The sequence below is a fragment of the Streptomyces sp. NPDC045967 genome (assembly GCF_056430495.1).
Genome location: NZ_JBWKLE010000004.1, coordinates 500,025 through 515,337 on the forward strand (window position 1 = coordinate 500,025; position 15,313 = coordinate 515,337).

At 72.9% G+C, this 15,313-nt stretch carries 14 protein-coding genes and 1 pseudogene; 8 read left to right on the forward strand and 7 right to left on the reverse strand.

All coding sequences use genetic code 11. The features are described 5' to 3' along the window. Positions 1 to 85: 85 nt before the first annotated feature. The 7 genes from AC07FY_RS12335 to AC07FY_RS12365 all read left to right on the forward strand — a co-directional run bounded on the left by AC07FY_RS12335 (position 86) and on the right by AC07FY_RS12365 (position 8,665). Positions 86 to 520 carry an Lrp/AsnC family transcriptional regulator gene (locus tag AC07FY_RS12335; protein ID WP_479004359.1) on the forward strand — a complete coding sequence of 145 codons (435 nt, stop codon included), beginning with the start codon at positions 86 to 88 and terminating at the stop codon, positions 518 to 520. After that, on the forward strand, positions 517 to 1,407 hold the full coding sequence (locus AC07FY_RS12340; RefSeq protein ID WP_479004362.1) for a DUF2797 domain-containing protein: 891 nt from the start codon (positions 517 to 519) through the stop codon (positions 1,405 to 1,407). Before AC07FY_RS12335 ends, AC07FY_RS12340 begins: the two co-directional genes overlap by 4 nt. Positions 1,408 to 1,579: 172 nt before the next feature. Beyond that, positions 1,580 to 2,671 carry an amidohydrolase family protein gene (locus AC07FY_RS12345; RefSeq protein ID WP_479004365.1) on the forward strand — a complete coding sequence of 364 codons (1,092 nt, stop codon included), beginning with the start codon at positions 1,580 to 1,582 and terminating at the stop codon, positions 2,669 to 2,671. A gap of 121 nt (positions 2,672 to 2,792) precedes the next feature. Further along, positions 2,793 to 3,560: a response regulator transcription factor gene (locus tag AC07FY_RS12350; protein ID WP_479004367.1), complete on the forward strand. Its 768-nt coding sequence runs from the start codon at positions 2,793 to 2,795 to the stop codon at positions 3,558 to 3,560. 107 nt (positions 3,561 to 3,667) lie between these two features. Continuing rightward, positions 3,668 to 5,173: a sensor histidine kinase gene (locus tag AC07FY_RS12355; RefSeq protein ID WP_479004565.1), complete on the forward strand. Its 1,506-nt coding sequence runs from the start codon at positions 3,668 to 3,670 to the stop codon at positions 5,171 to 5,173. A gap of 25 nt (positions 5,174 to 5,198) precedes the next feature. Beyond that, positions 5,199 to 6,473 carry a bifunctional glycosyltransferase family 2/GtrA family protein gene (locus AC07FY_RS12360; RefSeq protein WP_479004370.1) on the forward strand — a complete coding sequence of 425 codons (1,275 nt, stop codon included), beginning with the start codon at positions 5,199 to 5,201 and terminating at the stop codon, positions 6,471 to 6,473. Then, complete coding sequence (locus tag AC07FY_RS12365; protein ID WP_479004372.1) at positions 6,470 to 8,665, forward strand: ArnT family glycosyltransferase; 2,196 nt, start codon at positions 6,470 to 6,472, stop codon at positions 8,663 to 8,665. Before AC07FY_RS12360 ends, AC07FY_RS12365 begins: the two co-directional genes overlap by 4 nt. Before the next feature lie 115 nt (positions 8,666 to 8,780). Here the strand turns inward: AC07FY_RS12365 and AC07FY_RS12370 are convergent. Together AC07FY_RS12370 and AC07FY_RS12375 are read right to left on the reverse strand one after the other, a co-directional pair. Beyond that, positions 8,781 to 10,349, reverse strand: a pseudogene (locus tag AC07FY_RS12370) (MDR family MFS transporter); the annotation flags it as partial. Between the two features lie 91 nt (positions 10,350 to 10,440). Then, entirely contained in the window at positions 10,441 to 10,923 is a 483-nt protein-coding gene (locus AC07FY_RS12375; RefSeq protein ID WP_479004375.1) for a MarR family winged helix-turn-helix transcriptional regulator, read from the reverse strand. An 82-nt stretch (positions 10,924 to 11,005) separates the two neighbouring features. Between AC07FY_RS12375 and AC07FY_RS12380 the strand changes: the two genes are divergently transcribed. Further along, on the forward strand, positions 11,006 to 11,239 hold the full coding sequence (locus tag AC07FY_RS12380) for a hypothetical protein (protein ID WP_479004378.1): 234 nt from the start codon (positions 11,006 to 11,008) through the stop codon (positions 11,237 to 11,239). A gap of 93 nt (positions 11,240 to 11,332) precedes the next feature. Here AC07FY_RS12380 and AC07FY_RS12385 read toward each other — a convergent pair whose 3' ends face one another. From AC07FY_RS12385 to AC07FY_RS12405, 5 genes are all read right to left on the reverse strand, one after another. Then, positions 11,333 to 12,127 (reverse strand): hypothetical protein, encoded by a 795-nt coding sequence (locus AC07FY_RS12385; RefSeq protein ID WP_479004381.1) that lies wholly within the window; start codon positions 12,125 to 12,127, stop codon positions 11,333 to 11,335. A gap of 50 nt (positions 12,128 to 12,177) precedes the next feature. Next, complete coding sequence (locus AC07FY_RS12390; protein WP_479004384.1) at positions 12,178 to 13,026, reverse strand: RNA polymerase sigma factor SigF; 849 nt, start codon at positions 13,024 to 13,026, stop codon at positions 12,178 to 12,180. A 230-nt stretch (positions 13,027 to 13,256) separates the two neighbouring features. Further along, a complete protein-coding gene (locus AC07FY_RS12395; protein ID WP_479004385.1) occupies positions 13,257 to 14,138 on the reverse strand; it encodes an RNA polymerase sigma factor SigF in 882 nt (293 codons plus the stop codon). Between the two features lie 347 nt (positions 14,139 to 14,485). After that, positions 14,486 to 14,647: a hypothetical protein gene (locus AC07FY_RS12400; protein WP_167739582.1), complete on the reverse strand. Its 162-nt coding sequence runs from the start codon at positions 14,645 to 14,647 to the stop codon at positions 14,486 to 14,488. Between the two features lie 358 nt (positions 14,648 to 15,005). Then, positions 15,006 to 15,296, reverse strand: coding sequence for a hypothetical protein (locus tag AC07FY_RS12405; RefSeq protein ID WP_479004388.1), 291 nt, complete (start codon positions 15,294 to 15,296; stop codon positions 15,006 to 15,008). Positions 15,297 to 15,313: the final 17 nt, after the last annotated feature.

Sequence of the window (15,313 nt, forward strand, 5' to 3'; positions counted from 1 at the left end):
CCGAATATTCTTCGGTTCGAGGTCGAGATTGCAGGATCGGGTACCGTCTTCGCAAGGGCCGACGGGTCCATGGGAGGAAGATCGCGTGGACGACATCGACCGGGCGCTCGTCCTGCGCCTGCAGGAGGACGCCGGCCAGTCGTACGCCGCGCTCGGCGCGGCCGTGGGGCTGTCGGCGGGGGCGACCCACGAGCGGGTGCGCAAACTCCGCGAGCGCGGGGTGATCCGGCGGACCACCGTCGAGGTGGACCCGGCCGCCGTCGGCAGCAAGGTGCTCGCCTACGTGATGGTCGACTCCCGCGTCTGGATGGGGGAGTCCGCCGCCGCGTTCGAGGCGATCCCCGAGATCCAGGAGGCGCACATCATCGCGGGCAGCGCGTCGGTCCTGGTCAAGGTGCGCACGGCGTCGACCGGGCAGCTGCAGGACGTCCTGCGGCGCCTCTACGCCATCGACGGGGTGAGCGGTACGCACGCCACCGTCGTCCTGGAGACGTTCTTCGAGCGGCCCCTTCCGCTGTGAGCTGGCGATGTACCGGGATCCGCTGGACGGACGGGCGGCCGGCCATCGGCTGGTACGGGCCGGGGGGCGCGGAGCGGGCGAGTCCGCTCGCCTACGGGCAGCGGCTGGCCTTCGTCGCCCGGGGGGAGCGGCGGTGCCTGGGGGTGTGGCGGGCCGGGAAGCGGACGCCGTGCCCCACCGCGGCCGTCGTACCCGGCCGCGCCGGGAGTGCCCAGTGCCCCGCGTGCGCACGGCTCGACCGGTCGTTCTCGGTGGCCGCCGACACCAACTCCGCCGATCCGCGCACCTACCGCGTCTACCTGGCCTGGTTCGGACCGGGCATGGTCAAGGTCGGGATCACCGCCGAGGAGCGCGGCGGGGTCCGGTTGTCGGAGCAGGGCGCCGTGGCCTGGGCCTGGCTGGGGCGGGGTCCGCTGATGGCCGCCCGGCGCACCGAGGAGCTCCTGCGAGCGGCCCTGGGGGTCCCCGACCGGATCGCGTACGCCCGCAAGCGCGCCGTCCGGGCGCACCTGCCGGCCGCTGCGGAGCGGGCCCGCGACGTCGCCGAGCTGCACGCGCGAGCCGCCGCGCTGCCGGGCTGGCCGGACTCGCTGGAACGGGTGGTGTGCGAAGTGGCCGACCAGGCGGCATCGTTCGGGCTGGACGGGCTGCCGGAGCCCGCCCTGGTGGTGACCGAGATGGTGCACGATGGGGCGGTCGCGGGGCAGTTGGCGGGCGCGGCCGGTCCCGATCTGCACTTTGCGGACGGGCTGGTCGTCGACACCCGCCTGCTGGCCGGATGGGAACTGGCCGCCGCCGCGGACGGGACCGCCGCGACCTCGGTGCCGGTGGTGCGGATTCCGTCGGCCGGGGAGCAGCCACCGGGCGGGCAGGACGGACTCTTCTGAGTCATGCCGTGCGTGCCGCCCGTGCCGTCCGTGCCGTCCGTGCCGCCGTGCCGCCGGGGCACGGGGCCAACGGGCGCGGGGGCTCGGGCGGCACGGCGGGGGTACGCGTTCCGGTGGCCTGAAGGCGGGGATCACAGTGGACATCGGCGGGCCTGCCGCACAGGGTGGGGGCATGACCACCCAGCCGGCCGGAGCCGCATCCCCTACGTCGCGACCGCCGGACGGAGTCCCGCCCGCGAGCCCGACGGCTGAGGCGGTGGCGGTCCGCGCGTTCCAGGAACGGCTCGGGCTGCCCGGACTGGTCGACGTGCACACGCACTTCATGCCGGAGCGGGTGCTGGACAAGGTGTGGGACTACTTCGACGCGGTCGGTCCGCTGACCGGCATCGAGTGGCCGATCACCTACCGGCACGAGGAGCAGCAGCGCGTCGCGCTCCTGCGGGAGTTCGGCGTCCGGGCCTTCACCGCCATGCTCTATCCGCACAAGCCGGCGATGGCGGCATGGCTCAACGCCTGGTCTGCCGGTTTCGCCGCCCGGACCCCCGACTGCCTGCACACGGCGACCTTCTTCCCGGAGGAAGGCGTGCGCGAGTACGTCCGCCAGGCCCTCGACGCCGGGGCGCGGGTGTTCAAGGCCCACCTCCAGGTCGGGGCCTACGACCCGAACGACGAACTGCTCGACCCCGTCTGGGGGCTGCTCGCCGAGGCCGGCGTACCGACCGTGATCCACTGCGGCTCCGGTCCCGCCCCGGGCAAGTTCACCGGGCCCGGGCCGATCGGCCGGCTGCTGGAGCGCCATCCGCGCCTGCCGCTGATCGTGGCCCACATGGGCATGCCGGAGTACTCCGAGTTCCTGGACCTCGCCGACCGGTATCCCGAGGTGCGCCTCGACACGACCATGGCCTTCACCGACTTCTCGGAGCGGATCAGCGGCTTCCCGCCCGGGGACCGCAGGCGGCTCCTCGACCTCGGCGACCGGATCCTGCTGGGCACCGACTTCCCGAACATCCCCTACCCGTACGAGCACCAGCTCGACGCGCTGGAACGGCTGGACCTCGGTGACGACTGGCTGCGGGCCGTCTGCCACGACAACGGCGCCCGGCTGTTCGGTCTCGGCGCCCTGGACCGCCCCGACGGCCGCCCGGACAGCCGCGACCGCCCGGACAGCCGCCACCGCCCCGACGACCGCCCGGACAGCCGCCACCGCCCCGACGACCTGGACCGCCACGACAGCCCGGACGCTGTCGACGGCCTCGAGCGCTGAGCCCGCGCCCCGGCTGAGTCGGCCGCCGCATCCGGAGCACACGGCAGCCGGGTTTCCGTTTCTCAGCAAATTCACAGACAGGCGCAAGAACGCTCTCAGAGGCACCGGACAGCGTGGATGCATGACTGCGACGACCACCACCCCCGCGTCCACGTCCACCACCACGCCCGCGGCCCTGGTGCGGCCGGACGGCGGGCCCTGCCGGGTCCTCGTCGTCGACGACGAGGCCGCGCTCTCCGAGCTGCTGTCCATGGCGCTGCGCTACGAGGGATGCGAGGTCCGCAGCGCCGGGGACGGGGCGGGCGCGGTGTGCGCGGCGCGGGAGTTCCGGCCCGACGTCGTGGTCCTCGACGTCATGCTGCCCGACATGGACGGGCTCGCCGTCCTCGGCCGGCTGCGTCGCGAGCTCCCGCAGGTCCCGGTCCTCTTCCTGACCGCCAAGGACTCCGTGGAGGACCGCATCGCGGGTCTGACGGCGGGCGGCGACGACTACGTCACCAAGCCGTTCAGTCTGGAGGAGGTCGTCGCCCGGCTGCGCGGACTGGTCCGCCGTTCGGGCGCCGCGCGGGCCGCGCGCGGCGGTTCGGTGCTGGTGGTCGGCGACCTGCGGCTCGACGAGGACAGCCACGAGGTGGTCCGCGCCGGACGGGAGATCCACCTGACCGCCACCGAGTACGAGCTGCTGCGCTACCTGATGCGCAACCCGCGCCGGGTGCTCAGCAAGGCGCAGATCCTGGACCGCGTCTGGTCCTACGACTTCGGCGGCCAGGCCAATGTGGTCGAGCTGTACATCTCCTACCTGCGGCGGAAGCTGGAGAGCGGGCCGGGCCTGGCGCCGCTGATCCACACCCGGCGCGGCGCCGGCTACCTGATCAAGCCGGCCGAATAGTGGCCTTCCGCGGCAACCGGCGGCCGAGGATCCGGCGGCCGAGGACCCCGCGGCCGACGCCCCGGCGCACGGGGACCCGGTGGCCGACGCTCCGGCGGCCCTGGTCGCTGCGGACCCGGCTCGTCGTCTCGGCGGTCGTCCTGATCGCGGTCGTCGGCGCCGCCATCGGGACGGTCACCACTCTCGCGCTGCGCTCGTACCTGGTGGACAAGCTCGATCAGCAGCTGCGCACGTCCGTCGCGATGGCCTCCCCGCGCCCCGGCACGGGCAAGCCGGTCACCAAGAAGTCGGTCCTCGGCCCCGGCACCCCGCTGGGGGCCGTCGGCTTCCGGGTCGGTCCCGACGGCACGGTGTTCGGGGCCGACCGCAGTGTGCGCCTCGATGATCCCGAGCGCGACGACCCCACCCCCCTCACCGAGGCGCAGATCGCCGCCCTGGCCCGGAGCGCCCGCACCGATGACCGGGGCGGGGCCGCGCCGGGCGACCTGAGCCTTCCGGGACTCGGGGCGTACCGGGTGCTGGCCGCGCCCGACGGCAGCGTCGTACTCGGTTTTCCGCTGCGCGAGGTCGACTCCACCGTGCGCACGCTGATCGCGGTGGAGGTCTGCGTCACCCTCGCCGGGCTGATCGCGGCCTCCCTCGCCGGGCAGGTCCTGGTCGGGGTCGCCCTGCGTCCGCTGCGCCGGGTCGCCGCCACCGCCACCCGGGTCTCCGAGCTCCCCCTGCACAAGGGCGAACCGGCCCTGGACGAACGGGTCCCGGACGCCGAGGCCGATCCCCGCACCGAGGTGGGGCAGGTCGGCGCCGCCCTCAACCGGATGCTGGGACACGTCGCCGCCGCCCTGACCGCCCGCCAGGAGAGCGAGACCCGCGTCCGGCGGTTCGTCGCCGATGCCAGCCACGAACTGCGCACCCCGCTGGCCTCCATCCGCGGTTATGCCGAACTGACCCGCCGGGGACGGGAGGAGCCCGGCCCCGACACCCGCCACGCGCTGGGACGGATAGAGTCCGAGGCCACCCGGATGACCGGTCTGGTCGAGGACCTGCTCCTGCTGGCCCGTCTCGACGCGGGCCGCCCGCTCTCCGCCGCGGACACCGACGCCGACCTCGCTCCGCTCGTCGTCGACGCCGTCAGCGATGCCCGGGCCGCCGGCCCCGCCCACCACTGGCGGCTGCGCCTGCCCGAGGAGCCCGCGCTCGTCCGCGGCGACCCCGCCCGCATCCAGCAGGTCCTGGTCAACCTGCTGGCCAATGCGCGTACCCACACCCCACCCGGCACCACGGTTACCGCCGTTGTTTCACGTGAAACGTCGGTCGTCCGACTGCGGGTCGAGGACGACGGGCCGGGCATCCCACCCGCCCTGCTCCCCCACGTCTTCGAACGCTTCGCCCGCGGCGACGCCTCCCGCTCCCGCGCCGCGGGCTCCACCGGCCTCGGGCTTGCCATCGTCCAGGCCGTCGTGACCGCGCACGGCGGCCGGGTCGGCGTACGGAGCGAACCCGGGCGGACCTGCTTCGAAGTGCTGCTGCCGCTCGCCGGAGCCACGACCGGCGCCCGCGGGTCCGGGCAGCCGGACTCACAGACGGGGCACAGGCTCACCACACAGCGGTGACAGCCCGCTCGCCGAGGGTCGGAGCATGCGAATCGACGCCTCTCCCGGTGCCCTTCCGGCCCGGGCGCCCCTCGCGCCCGTGCCCGGTGAGCCCGTCCTCGACGTGGTGATCCCGGTCTTCAACGAGGAGGAAGACCTCGGACCGTGCGTGCGCAGGCTGCACGAGCACCTCACCCGCACCTTCCCCTACCCCTTCCGGATCACCGTCGCCGACAACGCGAGCACCGACCGCACCCCCGAGGTCGCGGGCGGGCTCGCCGCGGCCCTGCCCGGCGTCCGCAGCACCCGGCTGGAGGAGAAGGGCCGGGGCAGGGCCCTGCGCACCGTCTGGTCGGGTTCCGACGCACCGGTCCTCGCGTACATGGACGTGGACCTCTCCACCGACCTCAACGCCCTGCTGCCGCTGGTCGCCCCGCTGATCTCCGGCCACTCCGACCTCGCCATCGGCACCCGCCTCGCGCGCTCCTCACGGGTCGTGCGCGGAGCGAAGCGGGAATTCGTCTCCCGCGCCTACAACCTGCTCCTGCGCTCCTCCCTCGCCGCCCGCTTCAGCGACGCCCAGTGCGGGTTCAAGGCCATCCGGCGGGAGGTCGCCGAGCGGCTGCTGCCGCTGGTGGAGGACTCCGGCTGGTTCTTCGACACCGAGCTGCTCGTCCTGGCGGAGCGGGCGGGCCTGCGGATCCACGAGGTGCCGGTGGACTGGGTTGACGACCCCGATTCCACGGTCCACATCGTGCGGACCGCCGCCGAGGACCTCAAGGGCGTCTGGCGGGTGGGCAGGGCCCTGGCCGTCGGAGCGCTCCCGCTCGACCGGCTCGCCCGCCCCTTCGGCGACGATCCGCGCGACCGCACCGCCCTGCCTGGGGTGGACAGCGGCCTGGCCCGCCAGCTCCTCGGCTTCTGCGCCGTCGGGGCCCTGTCCACCCTGCTGTACCTGCTGCTGTACTCCGCCTTCCGTGCCGGAACCGGCCCGCAGCCCGCCAACGGTGCGGCCCTGCTGCTCTCAGCCGTCGCCAACACCGCCGCCAACCGCCGGCTCACCTTCGGCGTGCGCGGCCGCGACCGGGCCGTGCGCCATCAGGCCCAGGGGCTGCTGGTGTTCGCCATCGGACTGGCCCTGACCAGCGGCTCCCTCGCCGCCCTCGGTGCGGCTGCGGCCCATCCCGGGCACGGCACCGAACTGGCCGTACTGATCACCGCCAACCTCGCCGCCACCGTGCTGCGGTTCCTGCTCTTCCGCGCCTGGGTCTTCCCCGACCGACGCGGCTCCCGGTTCCCTACGTCCAAGGACAGTCGATGACCACGGCAGCACTTCCCCTCCTCCCGGCCGCCCGGGCCCGGCCCACCACCGGCCGGGCCCGCTGGGAGCGGCCCGCGCTCGCCGGGCTGCTGACCGCCACGGCCCTGCTGCTGCTGTGGGACCTGGGTTCCTCCGGTTACGCCAACTCCTTCTACTCCGCCGCCGTACAGGCGGGCAGTGAGAGCTGGAAGGCCTTCTTCTTCGGCTCCTCGGACGCCGGGAACTCCATCACCGTCGACAAGCCCCCGGCCGCGCTCTGGCCGATGATGCTGTCGGTCAGGCTGTTCGGGCTCGGCTCCTGGCAGATCCTGGTCCCCCAGGCCCTGATGGGCGTCGCGACCACCGCGGTGCTCCACACCGCCGTGCGGCGCCACTTCGGCCCGGCGGCAGCGCTGCTGAGCGGCGCCGTGTTCGCGCTCACGCCCGTCGCCGCGCTCATGTTCCGCTTCAACAACCCCGACGCGCTGCTCACCCTGCTGCTCACGGTCACCGTGTACTGCGTCCTGCGCGCACTCGACGGGGCGCGCACCACGTGGCTGGTGTGGGCGGGGGCCGCGGTCGGCTTCGCCTTCCTCACCAAGACCCTGCAGGCCGTCGTCATCCTGCCGCCCCTCGCCCTGCTGTACGCCGTCTGCGCGCCGACGGGGCTGCCAAGGCGCCTGGGCCAGCTGCTGGTGGCGGGGCTCGCGATGGTGGCGGCCGGCGGCTGGTGGGTGGCGGTCGTGGAGCTGTGGCCCGCCTCCTCCCGTCCGTACATCGGCGGCTCGCAGACCAACTCCTTCCTGGAACTGACCCTCGGCTACAACGGCCTGGGGCGGATCAACGGGAACGAGACGGGCAGCGTCGGCGGCGGCGGAGGAAGCCGCGGGGGCGGCTGGGGTGAGACCGGCATCGACCGGTTGTTCTCGGCGAACATCGGCGGCCAGATCTCCTGGCTGCTGCCCGCGGCCCTGGTCCTGCTCGTGGCCGGTCTGGTGACCACCCGGCGGGCCCGGCGCGCCACCGACTCCCTGGAGTCCGCGGCGCGCGCGGCGTTCCTGGCCTGGGGCGGCTCGCTGCTGATCACCGCACTCGTCTTCAGCCACATGCAGGGCATCTTCCACGAGTACTACACCGTGGCGCTGGCGCCGTTCGTGGCCGCGCTGACCGGCATGGGGGTCGCCGTGCTGTGGGAGGAGCGGGGCAGCAGGGCCGCCCTCCTGACCCTGTCGGGCACGCTCGCGCTGTCCGCGGTCTGGTCGTACGTCCTCCTCGGGCGGGCCACCGGCTACCTGCCGTGGCTGCGCTGGGCGGTGCTGGTGGGCGGGCTGCTCGCGGCGGCCGCGCTGCCGTTCGCCGTACGGGCGGGCCGCCGGGCGCTCCGGGGCACCGCGGCGGTGGCGCTGGGCGCCGTGCTGGCGGGGCCGTTCGCGTACTGCCTGACCACCGTGAGCACCGGGCACACCGGGTCCATCGTGACCGCCGGACCCGCGGTCGCCGGCGGCCGGGGCGGCCCCGGCGGCATGATGCGCGGCGCGGCGTCCGGTATCGGCGAGCTGCCCCCGGGCGCCCCCGGCGGTACCGGCCGGGGTGGCGGCCCGCAGGGCGGCACCACCCCGCCGCAGGGCGGCATGCCGGCGGGCCAGGCCCCTCCGGCGGGCGGGGCGCCGCAGGACGGTGGAGCGGGCGGCCGGGGCGGGATCGGCTCTGAGCGCTTCGGCGGCGGGGCGGACGGGGCGGGCGGTCCCGGCGGGTTGCTGGGCGGTACGCGGGTCACCGCCGAGGCCGAGGCGGCCTTGACCGCCGACGCCGACCGCTACACCTGGGCGGCGGCGGTCATCGGCTCGCAGAACGCGGCCGGCTACCAGCTGGCGGGCGGCGCCCCGGTCATGCCGATCGGCGGGTTCAACGGCAGCGACCCCTCGCCGACCCTGGAGCAGTTCCAGCAGTACGTACGGGACGGAAGGATCCACTGGTTCATCGGCCAGGGGGGCGACCGGACCGGTACGGGAGACGGCACGGGGAACGGTACGGCGGGAGCCGGCGGCGCCGGCGCCGCCGGCGGGGTCGCCGGGGGGACGCGACGCGGCGGCGGCGGGCCCGGCGGGGCCGCCGCCACCGCCATCGAGACCTGGGTCAAGGCCACCTTCAAGGCGACCACGGTCGGCGGAGCCGCCTTCTACGACCTGACGGCGGCCACGTCCACGCCCTGACCCGGCCCCGCTGCGGCGGCCCCGCATACCGGAGCCCTCCGATACCGGAGCCCCCGATACCGAAGCCCCCCGATTCCGGGGGCTCCGATACCGAAGGCTCGGGTATCGCTCAGGCCTTGACCGATGCCTCCGCCTGCGCGCGGGCAGGGGCCTCGGGGGAGGAGGCCGCCGGACCGTGGGGCTCGGCCTTCGACTTCAGCGCGACCTCCTTGATGAAGAGGCAGAGCAGCAGGGCCAGCAGTGCGGTGGGCGCCGAGTAGAGGAAGACGTCGCCCACGCCGTGCCCGTACGCCGACTCGACGACCGTACGGATCGGGACCGGCAGCGCGTCGAGGTCCGGGATGGCGCCGCCGCCCGTGCCGCCGTGGCCCATCGCCGCGGCCTTCGGGCCGAGCGCGGCCAGGCCGTCCTTCACGTAACCGGTGACCTGGTTCGCCATCAGCGCGCCGAGCGCGGAGACACCCATGGCACCGCCGAGCGAGCGGAAGAAGGTGACGACCGAACTGGCCGCACCCAGGTCCTGGGCCGCGACCTGGTTCTGGGTGGCGAGGACCAGGTTCTGCATCATCATGCCGAGGCCGAGTCCGGTCAGCGCCATGTAGACCGCGATGTGCCAGTACGGGGTGTCGTACCGCAGGGTGCCCAGCAGGCCGAGTCCGGCGCTCAGCAGGACGCCGCCGGCGATGAGCCATGCCTTCCACTTACCGGTCTTGGTGATCACCTGACCGGAAACGGTGGAGGAGACGAAGAGTCCGCCGATCATCGGAATCGTGAGGATTCCGGACATCGTGGGGGACTCGTTGCGGGCCAGCTGGAAGTACTGGCTGAAAAACACCGTGCCGGAGAACATCGCGATGCCCACGAACAGCGAGGCGGCCGAGGCGAGCGTGATGGTCTTGTTGCGGAACAGGCGCAGCGGGATGATCGGGTCGCCGGCACGGGACTCGACGAGGACGAAGAGCAGACCGAGCACGACGGCGCCGCCGGTCATCGCCCAGGTCTGCCAGGAGACCCACGCGTAGGAGTCGCCGGCCTGGGTGACCCAGATCAGCAGCAGCGAGACGGCGCCGCTGATCAGGAAGGCACCCAGCCAGTCCACCTTGACGTCGCGGCGCACGACCGGAAGGTGCAGGGTGCGCTGGAGGACGATCAGCGCGATGATCGCGAAGGGCACGCCGACGTAGAAGCACCAGCGCCAGCCCAGCCAGTCGGTGTCGGTGATGACACCGCCCAGCAGCGGGCCGCCGACGGTGGCGACCGCGAAGACCGCGCCGAGGTAGCCGCTGTACCGGCCGCGCTCGCGCGGGGAGATCATCGCGGCCATGACGATCTGCGCGAGGGCGGACAGGCCGCCGACGCCGATGCCCTGGACCACGCGGCAGGCGATCAGCGTGCCGGTGTTCTGGGACATGCCCGCGACCACGGAGCCGAGGACGTAGATCACGAGGGCTATCTGGACCAGCAGCTTCTTGCTGAAGAGGTCGGACAGTTTGCCCCACAGCGGGGTGGCCGCCGTCATCGACAGCAGGGCGGCGGTGACCACCCAGGTGTACGAGGACTGCGTGCCGCCGAGCTCGCCGATGATCTGGGGCAGTGCGTTCGAGACGATCGTGGAGGACAGGATCGCCACGAACATGCCGAGCATCAGGCCGGACAGGGCCTTCATGATCTGTGCGTGGGTCATGGCCGGGGCCACGGATGATGTCGCGGACGTGGTCACGGACGGGGGCGGGTTGTCGGTCGTCGTCTCCGACTTGACCATGTCGTTCCTTTGCCTAGAAGCTTGATCGGAGCCGGGCCAGCAGCGAGTTCAGCGTGTCGACGTCCTCGGGGGACCATGCGGCCAGTGCTCTCTCCAGAGCGGCGGTGTAGCGGGTGCCGAGCTCCGCGAGGAGCGTCCGGCCGGCCGGCGTGAGCCGCAGGATCCGGCAGCGGCCGTCCCCCGGGTCCGCCTCGCGCCCGATCCAGCCGCGCTCGGCGACGTGCGTCACGTGCCGGCTGGTCACCGAGATGTCGACGGCCATGAGCTCGGCCAGCCGGCTCAGCCGCATCTCCCCGTGCCGGTGCAGCACAGTGAGGACGGCGGCGGCGCCGGGCGGGCAGTCCGGGGGCAGGATGCGGGCGAGGTCGCGTTTGACCACGCCGATTCCGGTGAGCTGGCGGGCCAGCTCCTCGTACCGGGTGGTCTCCGTCTGCGCCGTCTCCACCGTCTGTGTGGTCACCGGACAGCCCCCCAACTCGTTGCTTAGAGCAACCATAGGTTCGGATGGTTGCTACAGGCAAATGAATCCGGGGGGTGGGGCGGTAAAGGAATCGGAAAACCGGCTAGGGTCCTGCTCCATGGCTGCGAACCACAACTCACAGGGTCCCGAGGGCAACTACGACCCCGCGGGCAGCACCCAGATGTTCCGGGCGTTCGTCGAGGAGGCCGCACCGGCCCGGCAGGCGCCCACCCGCCGCCAGCTCCGGGAGGAGCAGCAGCAGGCCGGCGGCGCGAAGAAGGGCGCGTGGCTGGGGGTGGCCGTCGCGCTGGCCCTCATGATCGGTGCGGCCGTGTGGGTCGTCCTGCACTGAGCCGGGACCGCCCCCGCACGAGGCGGGGCACCCGGGTCGTCCCGGGGGTTGCGGAGCTCCCGGCGGCTCGGTCCGGCGGTTCGGTCCGGCGGCTCAGTTCCAGGTGGCCGTGACCCTGCGGGTCTCCACATGCATGCCCAGCGGCACCCGCCACGCCTCCACGCACACCGTGTAGCTCTGCGTCTTCGCCGTCCCGCCCCCGATGGGCGCGGGCAGCGGCTGGGTCGTGGTGATCGTGGCCCAGTCGACGCCGAGAGCGCCGATGATGTGCGTCGCGAAGCTGACCGTGCCCGAACGGGCTGCCGTGGTACCGGCGTTGCTGAAGGTGACGGAGACCTGCTCGCACCAGCGGTCGGCCGCGGCCGACCGGACGGGGGCGGAAAGCGTCAGCTTCGCGGGAGTGGCCGGCTGCGCCGGGGGCGTGGTGCCCGGCTTGGCGGGCGGGCTCGACGGCGGGGCCGGCGGGGCGGGCGTACCCGGGCTTCCCGGGCCGCTGGTGCCGCCGGAGCCCGCGGGTCGTCCGGAGGTGCCGGGTGCTTGGGTGGTCGGGCCGGATGCGGGGGAGGTGTCCGCCGGGTCTGCGGAGCCGCCCGGTCCGGTCGCCGGGGCTCCGCTCCGGGCGGAGCCCCCGGGGGCCCGGGACCCGGGCGCACTGGCCGACGTACTCGACGACGCGGAGGAGCTGCCCGCCGCTGACGGTCCGCCGAGCGGCTGGAACTCCACCCCGTCCTTCGGCGCCATGTTCTCCCCCGCGCCCCGTTCGGGGCCCGGGGCCGCGGCGCCCACGGCGAGATAGCCGTCCCGTGCGGGGCCGCCGCAGCCGGTGAGGCCGGCGGCGGCCGTGCAGCACAGGGCGAGGAGGATGGCCGCGCGGGATCCCTTTCGCATCGCGCCAGTGTTCCTGACGCGTCGTCAAATGGAAACCCCGTGCGCCGGGGTCACTCCCCGATCAGGCCGGCGCGCAGCTGTGCGAGGGTGCGGGTGAGCAGCCGGGAGACGTGCATCTGGGAGATGCCGACCTCCTCGCCGATCTGCGACTGCGTCATGTTGGCGAAGAACCGCAGCATGATGATCTGCCGTTCGCGCGCCGGGAGTTTGGCGAGCAGCGGCTTCAGCGACTCGCGGTACTCGACGCCCTCGAGCGCGGTGTCCTCGTAGCCGAGGCGGTCCGCGAGCGAGCCCTCGCCGCCCTCGTCCTCCGGGGAGGGCGAGTCGAGCGAGGAGGCGGTGTAGGCGTTGCCCACCGCGAGGCCGTCGACGACGTCCTCCTCCGAGACGCCCAGGACGGCGGCGAGCTCGGGGACGGTCGGCGAGCGGTCCAGCTTCTGCGCGAGCTCGTCGCTGGCCTTGGTCAGAGCCAGGCGCAGTTCCTGGAGCCGGCGCGGGACGCGGACGGACCAGGAGGTGTCCCTAAAGAATCGTTTGATCTCGCCCACGACGGTCGGCATCGCGAACGTCGGGAACTCCACGCCGCGTTCGCAGTCGAACCGGTCGATCGCCTTGATCAGGCCGATCGTGCCGACCTGGACGATGTCCTCCATCGGCTCGTTGCGGCTGCGGAAACGCGCGGCGGCGTACCGGACCAGGGGGAGGTTCAGCTCGATCAGGGTGTCGCGTACGTAGGCCCGTTCCGGACTGTCCACGTCCAGGGCGGCGAGGCGCAGGAAGAGGGAGCGGGACAGGGTGCGGGTGTCGATGGCTTCCGAGCGGTCGGACACTGGCGGTGCTGCCGGCGGCGCGCTCTTGACGAGCGTGAGCACCTTGGAGCTGCCCTGGTCTACGGACATGCCACCCCCTTGAGGTCGCGGACGGTCGCGTCAGGCGCGCCCGTCGGAAGAACGCAGCCTCCACCTGAATACCGGAGGCGGGGCTGCGGCAAACGCGGTTCAAGCAGAATGTCACATGTCGGCAACACGCTGTAGCGCCAAGTCGACATATATCTCCAGCGACAGACGGGGTTGGAGGGTGATCAGCCCGTTCTGTCGGGAATGGAGCGGATGATCTCCACTCGTTCCGGTTACGCCTCGATCCTGTTTGCGGATCTCAGTCGGGCGAAGCTCCGGGCGAGGAGGCGGGAGACGTGCATCTGCGAGACGCCGAGCTCCGCGCTGATCTGCGACTGCGTCAGGTTGTTGTAGTACCGCAGGAGGAGGATCCGCTGCTCGCGCTCGGGCAGTTGTACGAGCAGGTGGCGCACGAGGTCGCGGTGTTCGACCCCGGCCAGTTCCGGATCCTCGTAACCGAGGCGGTCGAGGAGACCGGGCATGCCGTCGCCTTCCTGCGCGGCCTCGAGCGAGGTCGCGTGATAGCTCCGGCCGGCCTCGATGCAGGAGAGGACCTCGTCCTCGCCGATGCGCAGCCGCTCGGCGATCTCGGCGGTGGTCGGGGTGCGGCCGTGCAGGGTGGTCAGGTCCTCGGTGGCGGCGTTGACCTGCACCCACAGCTCGTGGAGGCGGCGCGGTACGTGGACGGTGCGCACGTTGTCGCGGAAGTAGCGTTTGATCTCACCCACGACGGTCGGCATCGCGAACGTCGGGAACTGCACGCCGCGGTCCGGGTCGAACCGGTCGATGGCGTTGATCAGCCCGATGGTGCCGACCTGGACCACGTCCTCCATCGGCTCGTTGCGGCTGCGGAAGCGGGCGGCCGCGTACCGCACGAGCGGGAGGTTGGCCTCGATGAGGGCCCCGCGCACCCGGTGGTGCTCGGTGGTGCCCGGCTGGAGACCTTTCAGCTGCCCGAAGAGGACCTGGGTCAGCGCCCGGGTGTCCGCGCCGCGGCTCGGCGGTCTGGGGGGTGCGGGCGGGACGGGGGGCGGGCCCGCTTCCGGTGCGGAGGCGGCCGCCGGTACGGAGGCGCCGACCGCGGGCGGCGCGGCAGCCTGGGCCGATGCGGGCACCGGCCCCGGTGCCTCCTCGGCGGAGGGATCCCGGCGCGTTTCCCGGCACGGCCCCTGGCGCGACTCCTGCCGGGGCGGTACCGGCTGGTCCTGCTGCGGGTCCTGCTGGGGTGGCACCTGAGGCGCAGTACTGGCCGGCACGGTCACGCCACCCCTTCAGTCAACTCATCCGTCAAAAGCGGTCATAGCATCACAAGAGATGTGCACTGTGCGCAAGCACCGTATATCTCCGTGTTGAGGGCAAGTTGGGCATATCGGGGCATTATGCCTAGTAGTGGGTATGCAAAAAGCCCCCCACGCGTCGGAGTGGGGGGCGGGAAATCCGGAAGCCGCTTCAGCGTACGGGCTCAGCGCACCAGTTCGGTCATGAACTCGCCGATACCGGAGGCTGCGTCCGATATGCCTTGGAAGCCTATTCCCACCATCTCGGCAGCGCGCTTGGGCTGGGTGATGATCACGAAGAGGACGAAGATGGTGAGGGCACCCGTGATGAGCTTCTTGGTGTCCATGAGCGGTGACGGCCTCCCCAACCGGTCCTGCTGAGTCGGGTGAGTCTAACCGGTCAGATGTGGACACTCACCCGGCCTTTAAGGACCAATGACCCCGCACTCCGGGCCCTTTGGCGGTCGGCCCGGGGTTGCGGGAGGCGCAGGATTGATGTGAGCCCGCCGGTTCTGGCAGGAAACCGGTGGGTGAGGGACAGGACCTCACTGCGGGGTCCGAGCCGCAAGCATCCCCCTGACTGCGGCCCGGGCCGGCAGGTTCCGTCCTCTTCGGGGGAAGTGGCTTGTCCCCCTGATGCCACTTCCCCCGTCCCACACGTGGAAGGTCCCGACTCCGGTCGGGGCCTTCTTCGTTTCCCCGCCGCTACTGGATGGCGCCGGCCAGGTCCGTCAGGGGCTGTACGGGGGCGATCACGGGCGCCAGCTGGTTGGGCAGCTCCGTCAGCTGGTTGAGCTGGTTGGCGCCCTGGCTGAGCCGGCCGCCGATCTCCTGTACGGAGGTGGGCTGGGCGCCGGTGGGCATGCCCGGAGCGGCCGACGGGAGGTCCGGGAGGGTGAGGGGAGCCACGGGCGCGGCGGAGGCGGCGGGCGCGGCGAGTCCCGCGGCGGCCCCCGCGAGGGCGAAGGCGGCGAGCATGCGCTGGGTCTTGGTCATGCCGTGACAACGGCCGA

What these genes read in the sequence shown, in the direction of transcription:
- AC07FY_RS12400 (WP_167739582.1), bottom strand. Translation starts at nt 14,647, where the DNA reads ATGGACACCAAGAAGCTCATCACGGGTGCCCTCACCATCTTCGTCCTC.
- AC07FY_RS12390 (WP_479004384.1), bottom strand. Translation starts at nt 13,026, where the DNA reads ATGTCCGTAGACCAGGGCAGCTCCAAGGTGCTCACGCTCGTCAAGAGC.
- AC07FY_RS12350 (WP_479004367.1), top strand. Translation starts at nt 2,793, where the DNA reads ATGACTGCGACGACCACCACCCCCGCGTCCACGTCCACCACCACGCCC.
- AC07FY_RS12375 (WP_479004375.1), bottom strand. Translation starts at nt 10,923, where the DNA reads ATGGTTGCTCTAAGCAACGAGTTGGGGGGCTGTCCGGTGACCACACAG.
- AC07FY_RS12385 (WP_479004381.1), bottom strand. Translation starts at nt 12,127, where the DNA reads ATGCGAAAGGGATCCCGCGCGGCCATCCTCCTCGCCCTGTGCTGCACG.
- AC07FY_RS12405 (WP_479004388.1), bottom strand. Translation starts at nt 15,296, where the DNA reads ATGACCAAGACCCAGCGCATGCTCGCCGCCTTCGCCCTCGCGGGGGCC.
- AC07FY_RS12345 (WP_479004365.1), top strand. Translation starts at nt 1,580, where the DNA reads ATGACCACCCAGCCGGCCGGAGCCGCATCCCCTACGTCGCGACCGCCG.
- AC07FY_RS12380 (WP_479004378.1), top strand. Translation starts at nt 11,006, where the DNA reads ATGGCTGCGAACCACAACTCACAGGGTCCCGAGGGCAACTACGACCCC.
- AC07FY_RS12365 (WP_479004372.1), top strand. Translation starts at nt 6,470, where the DNA reads ATGACCACGGCAGCACTTCCCCTCCTCCCGGCCGCCCGGGCCCGGCCC.
- AC07FY_RS12360 (WP_479004370.1), top strand. Translation starts at nt 5,199, where the DNA reads ATGCGAATCGACGCCTCTCCCGGTGCCCTTCCGGCCCGGGCGCCCCTC.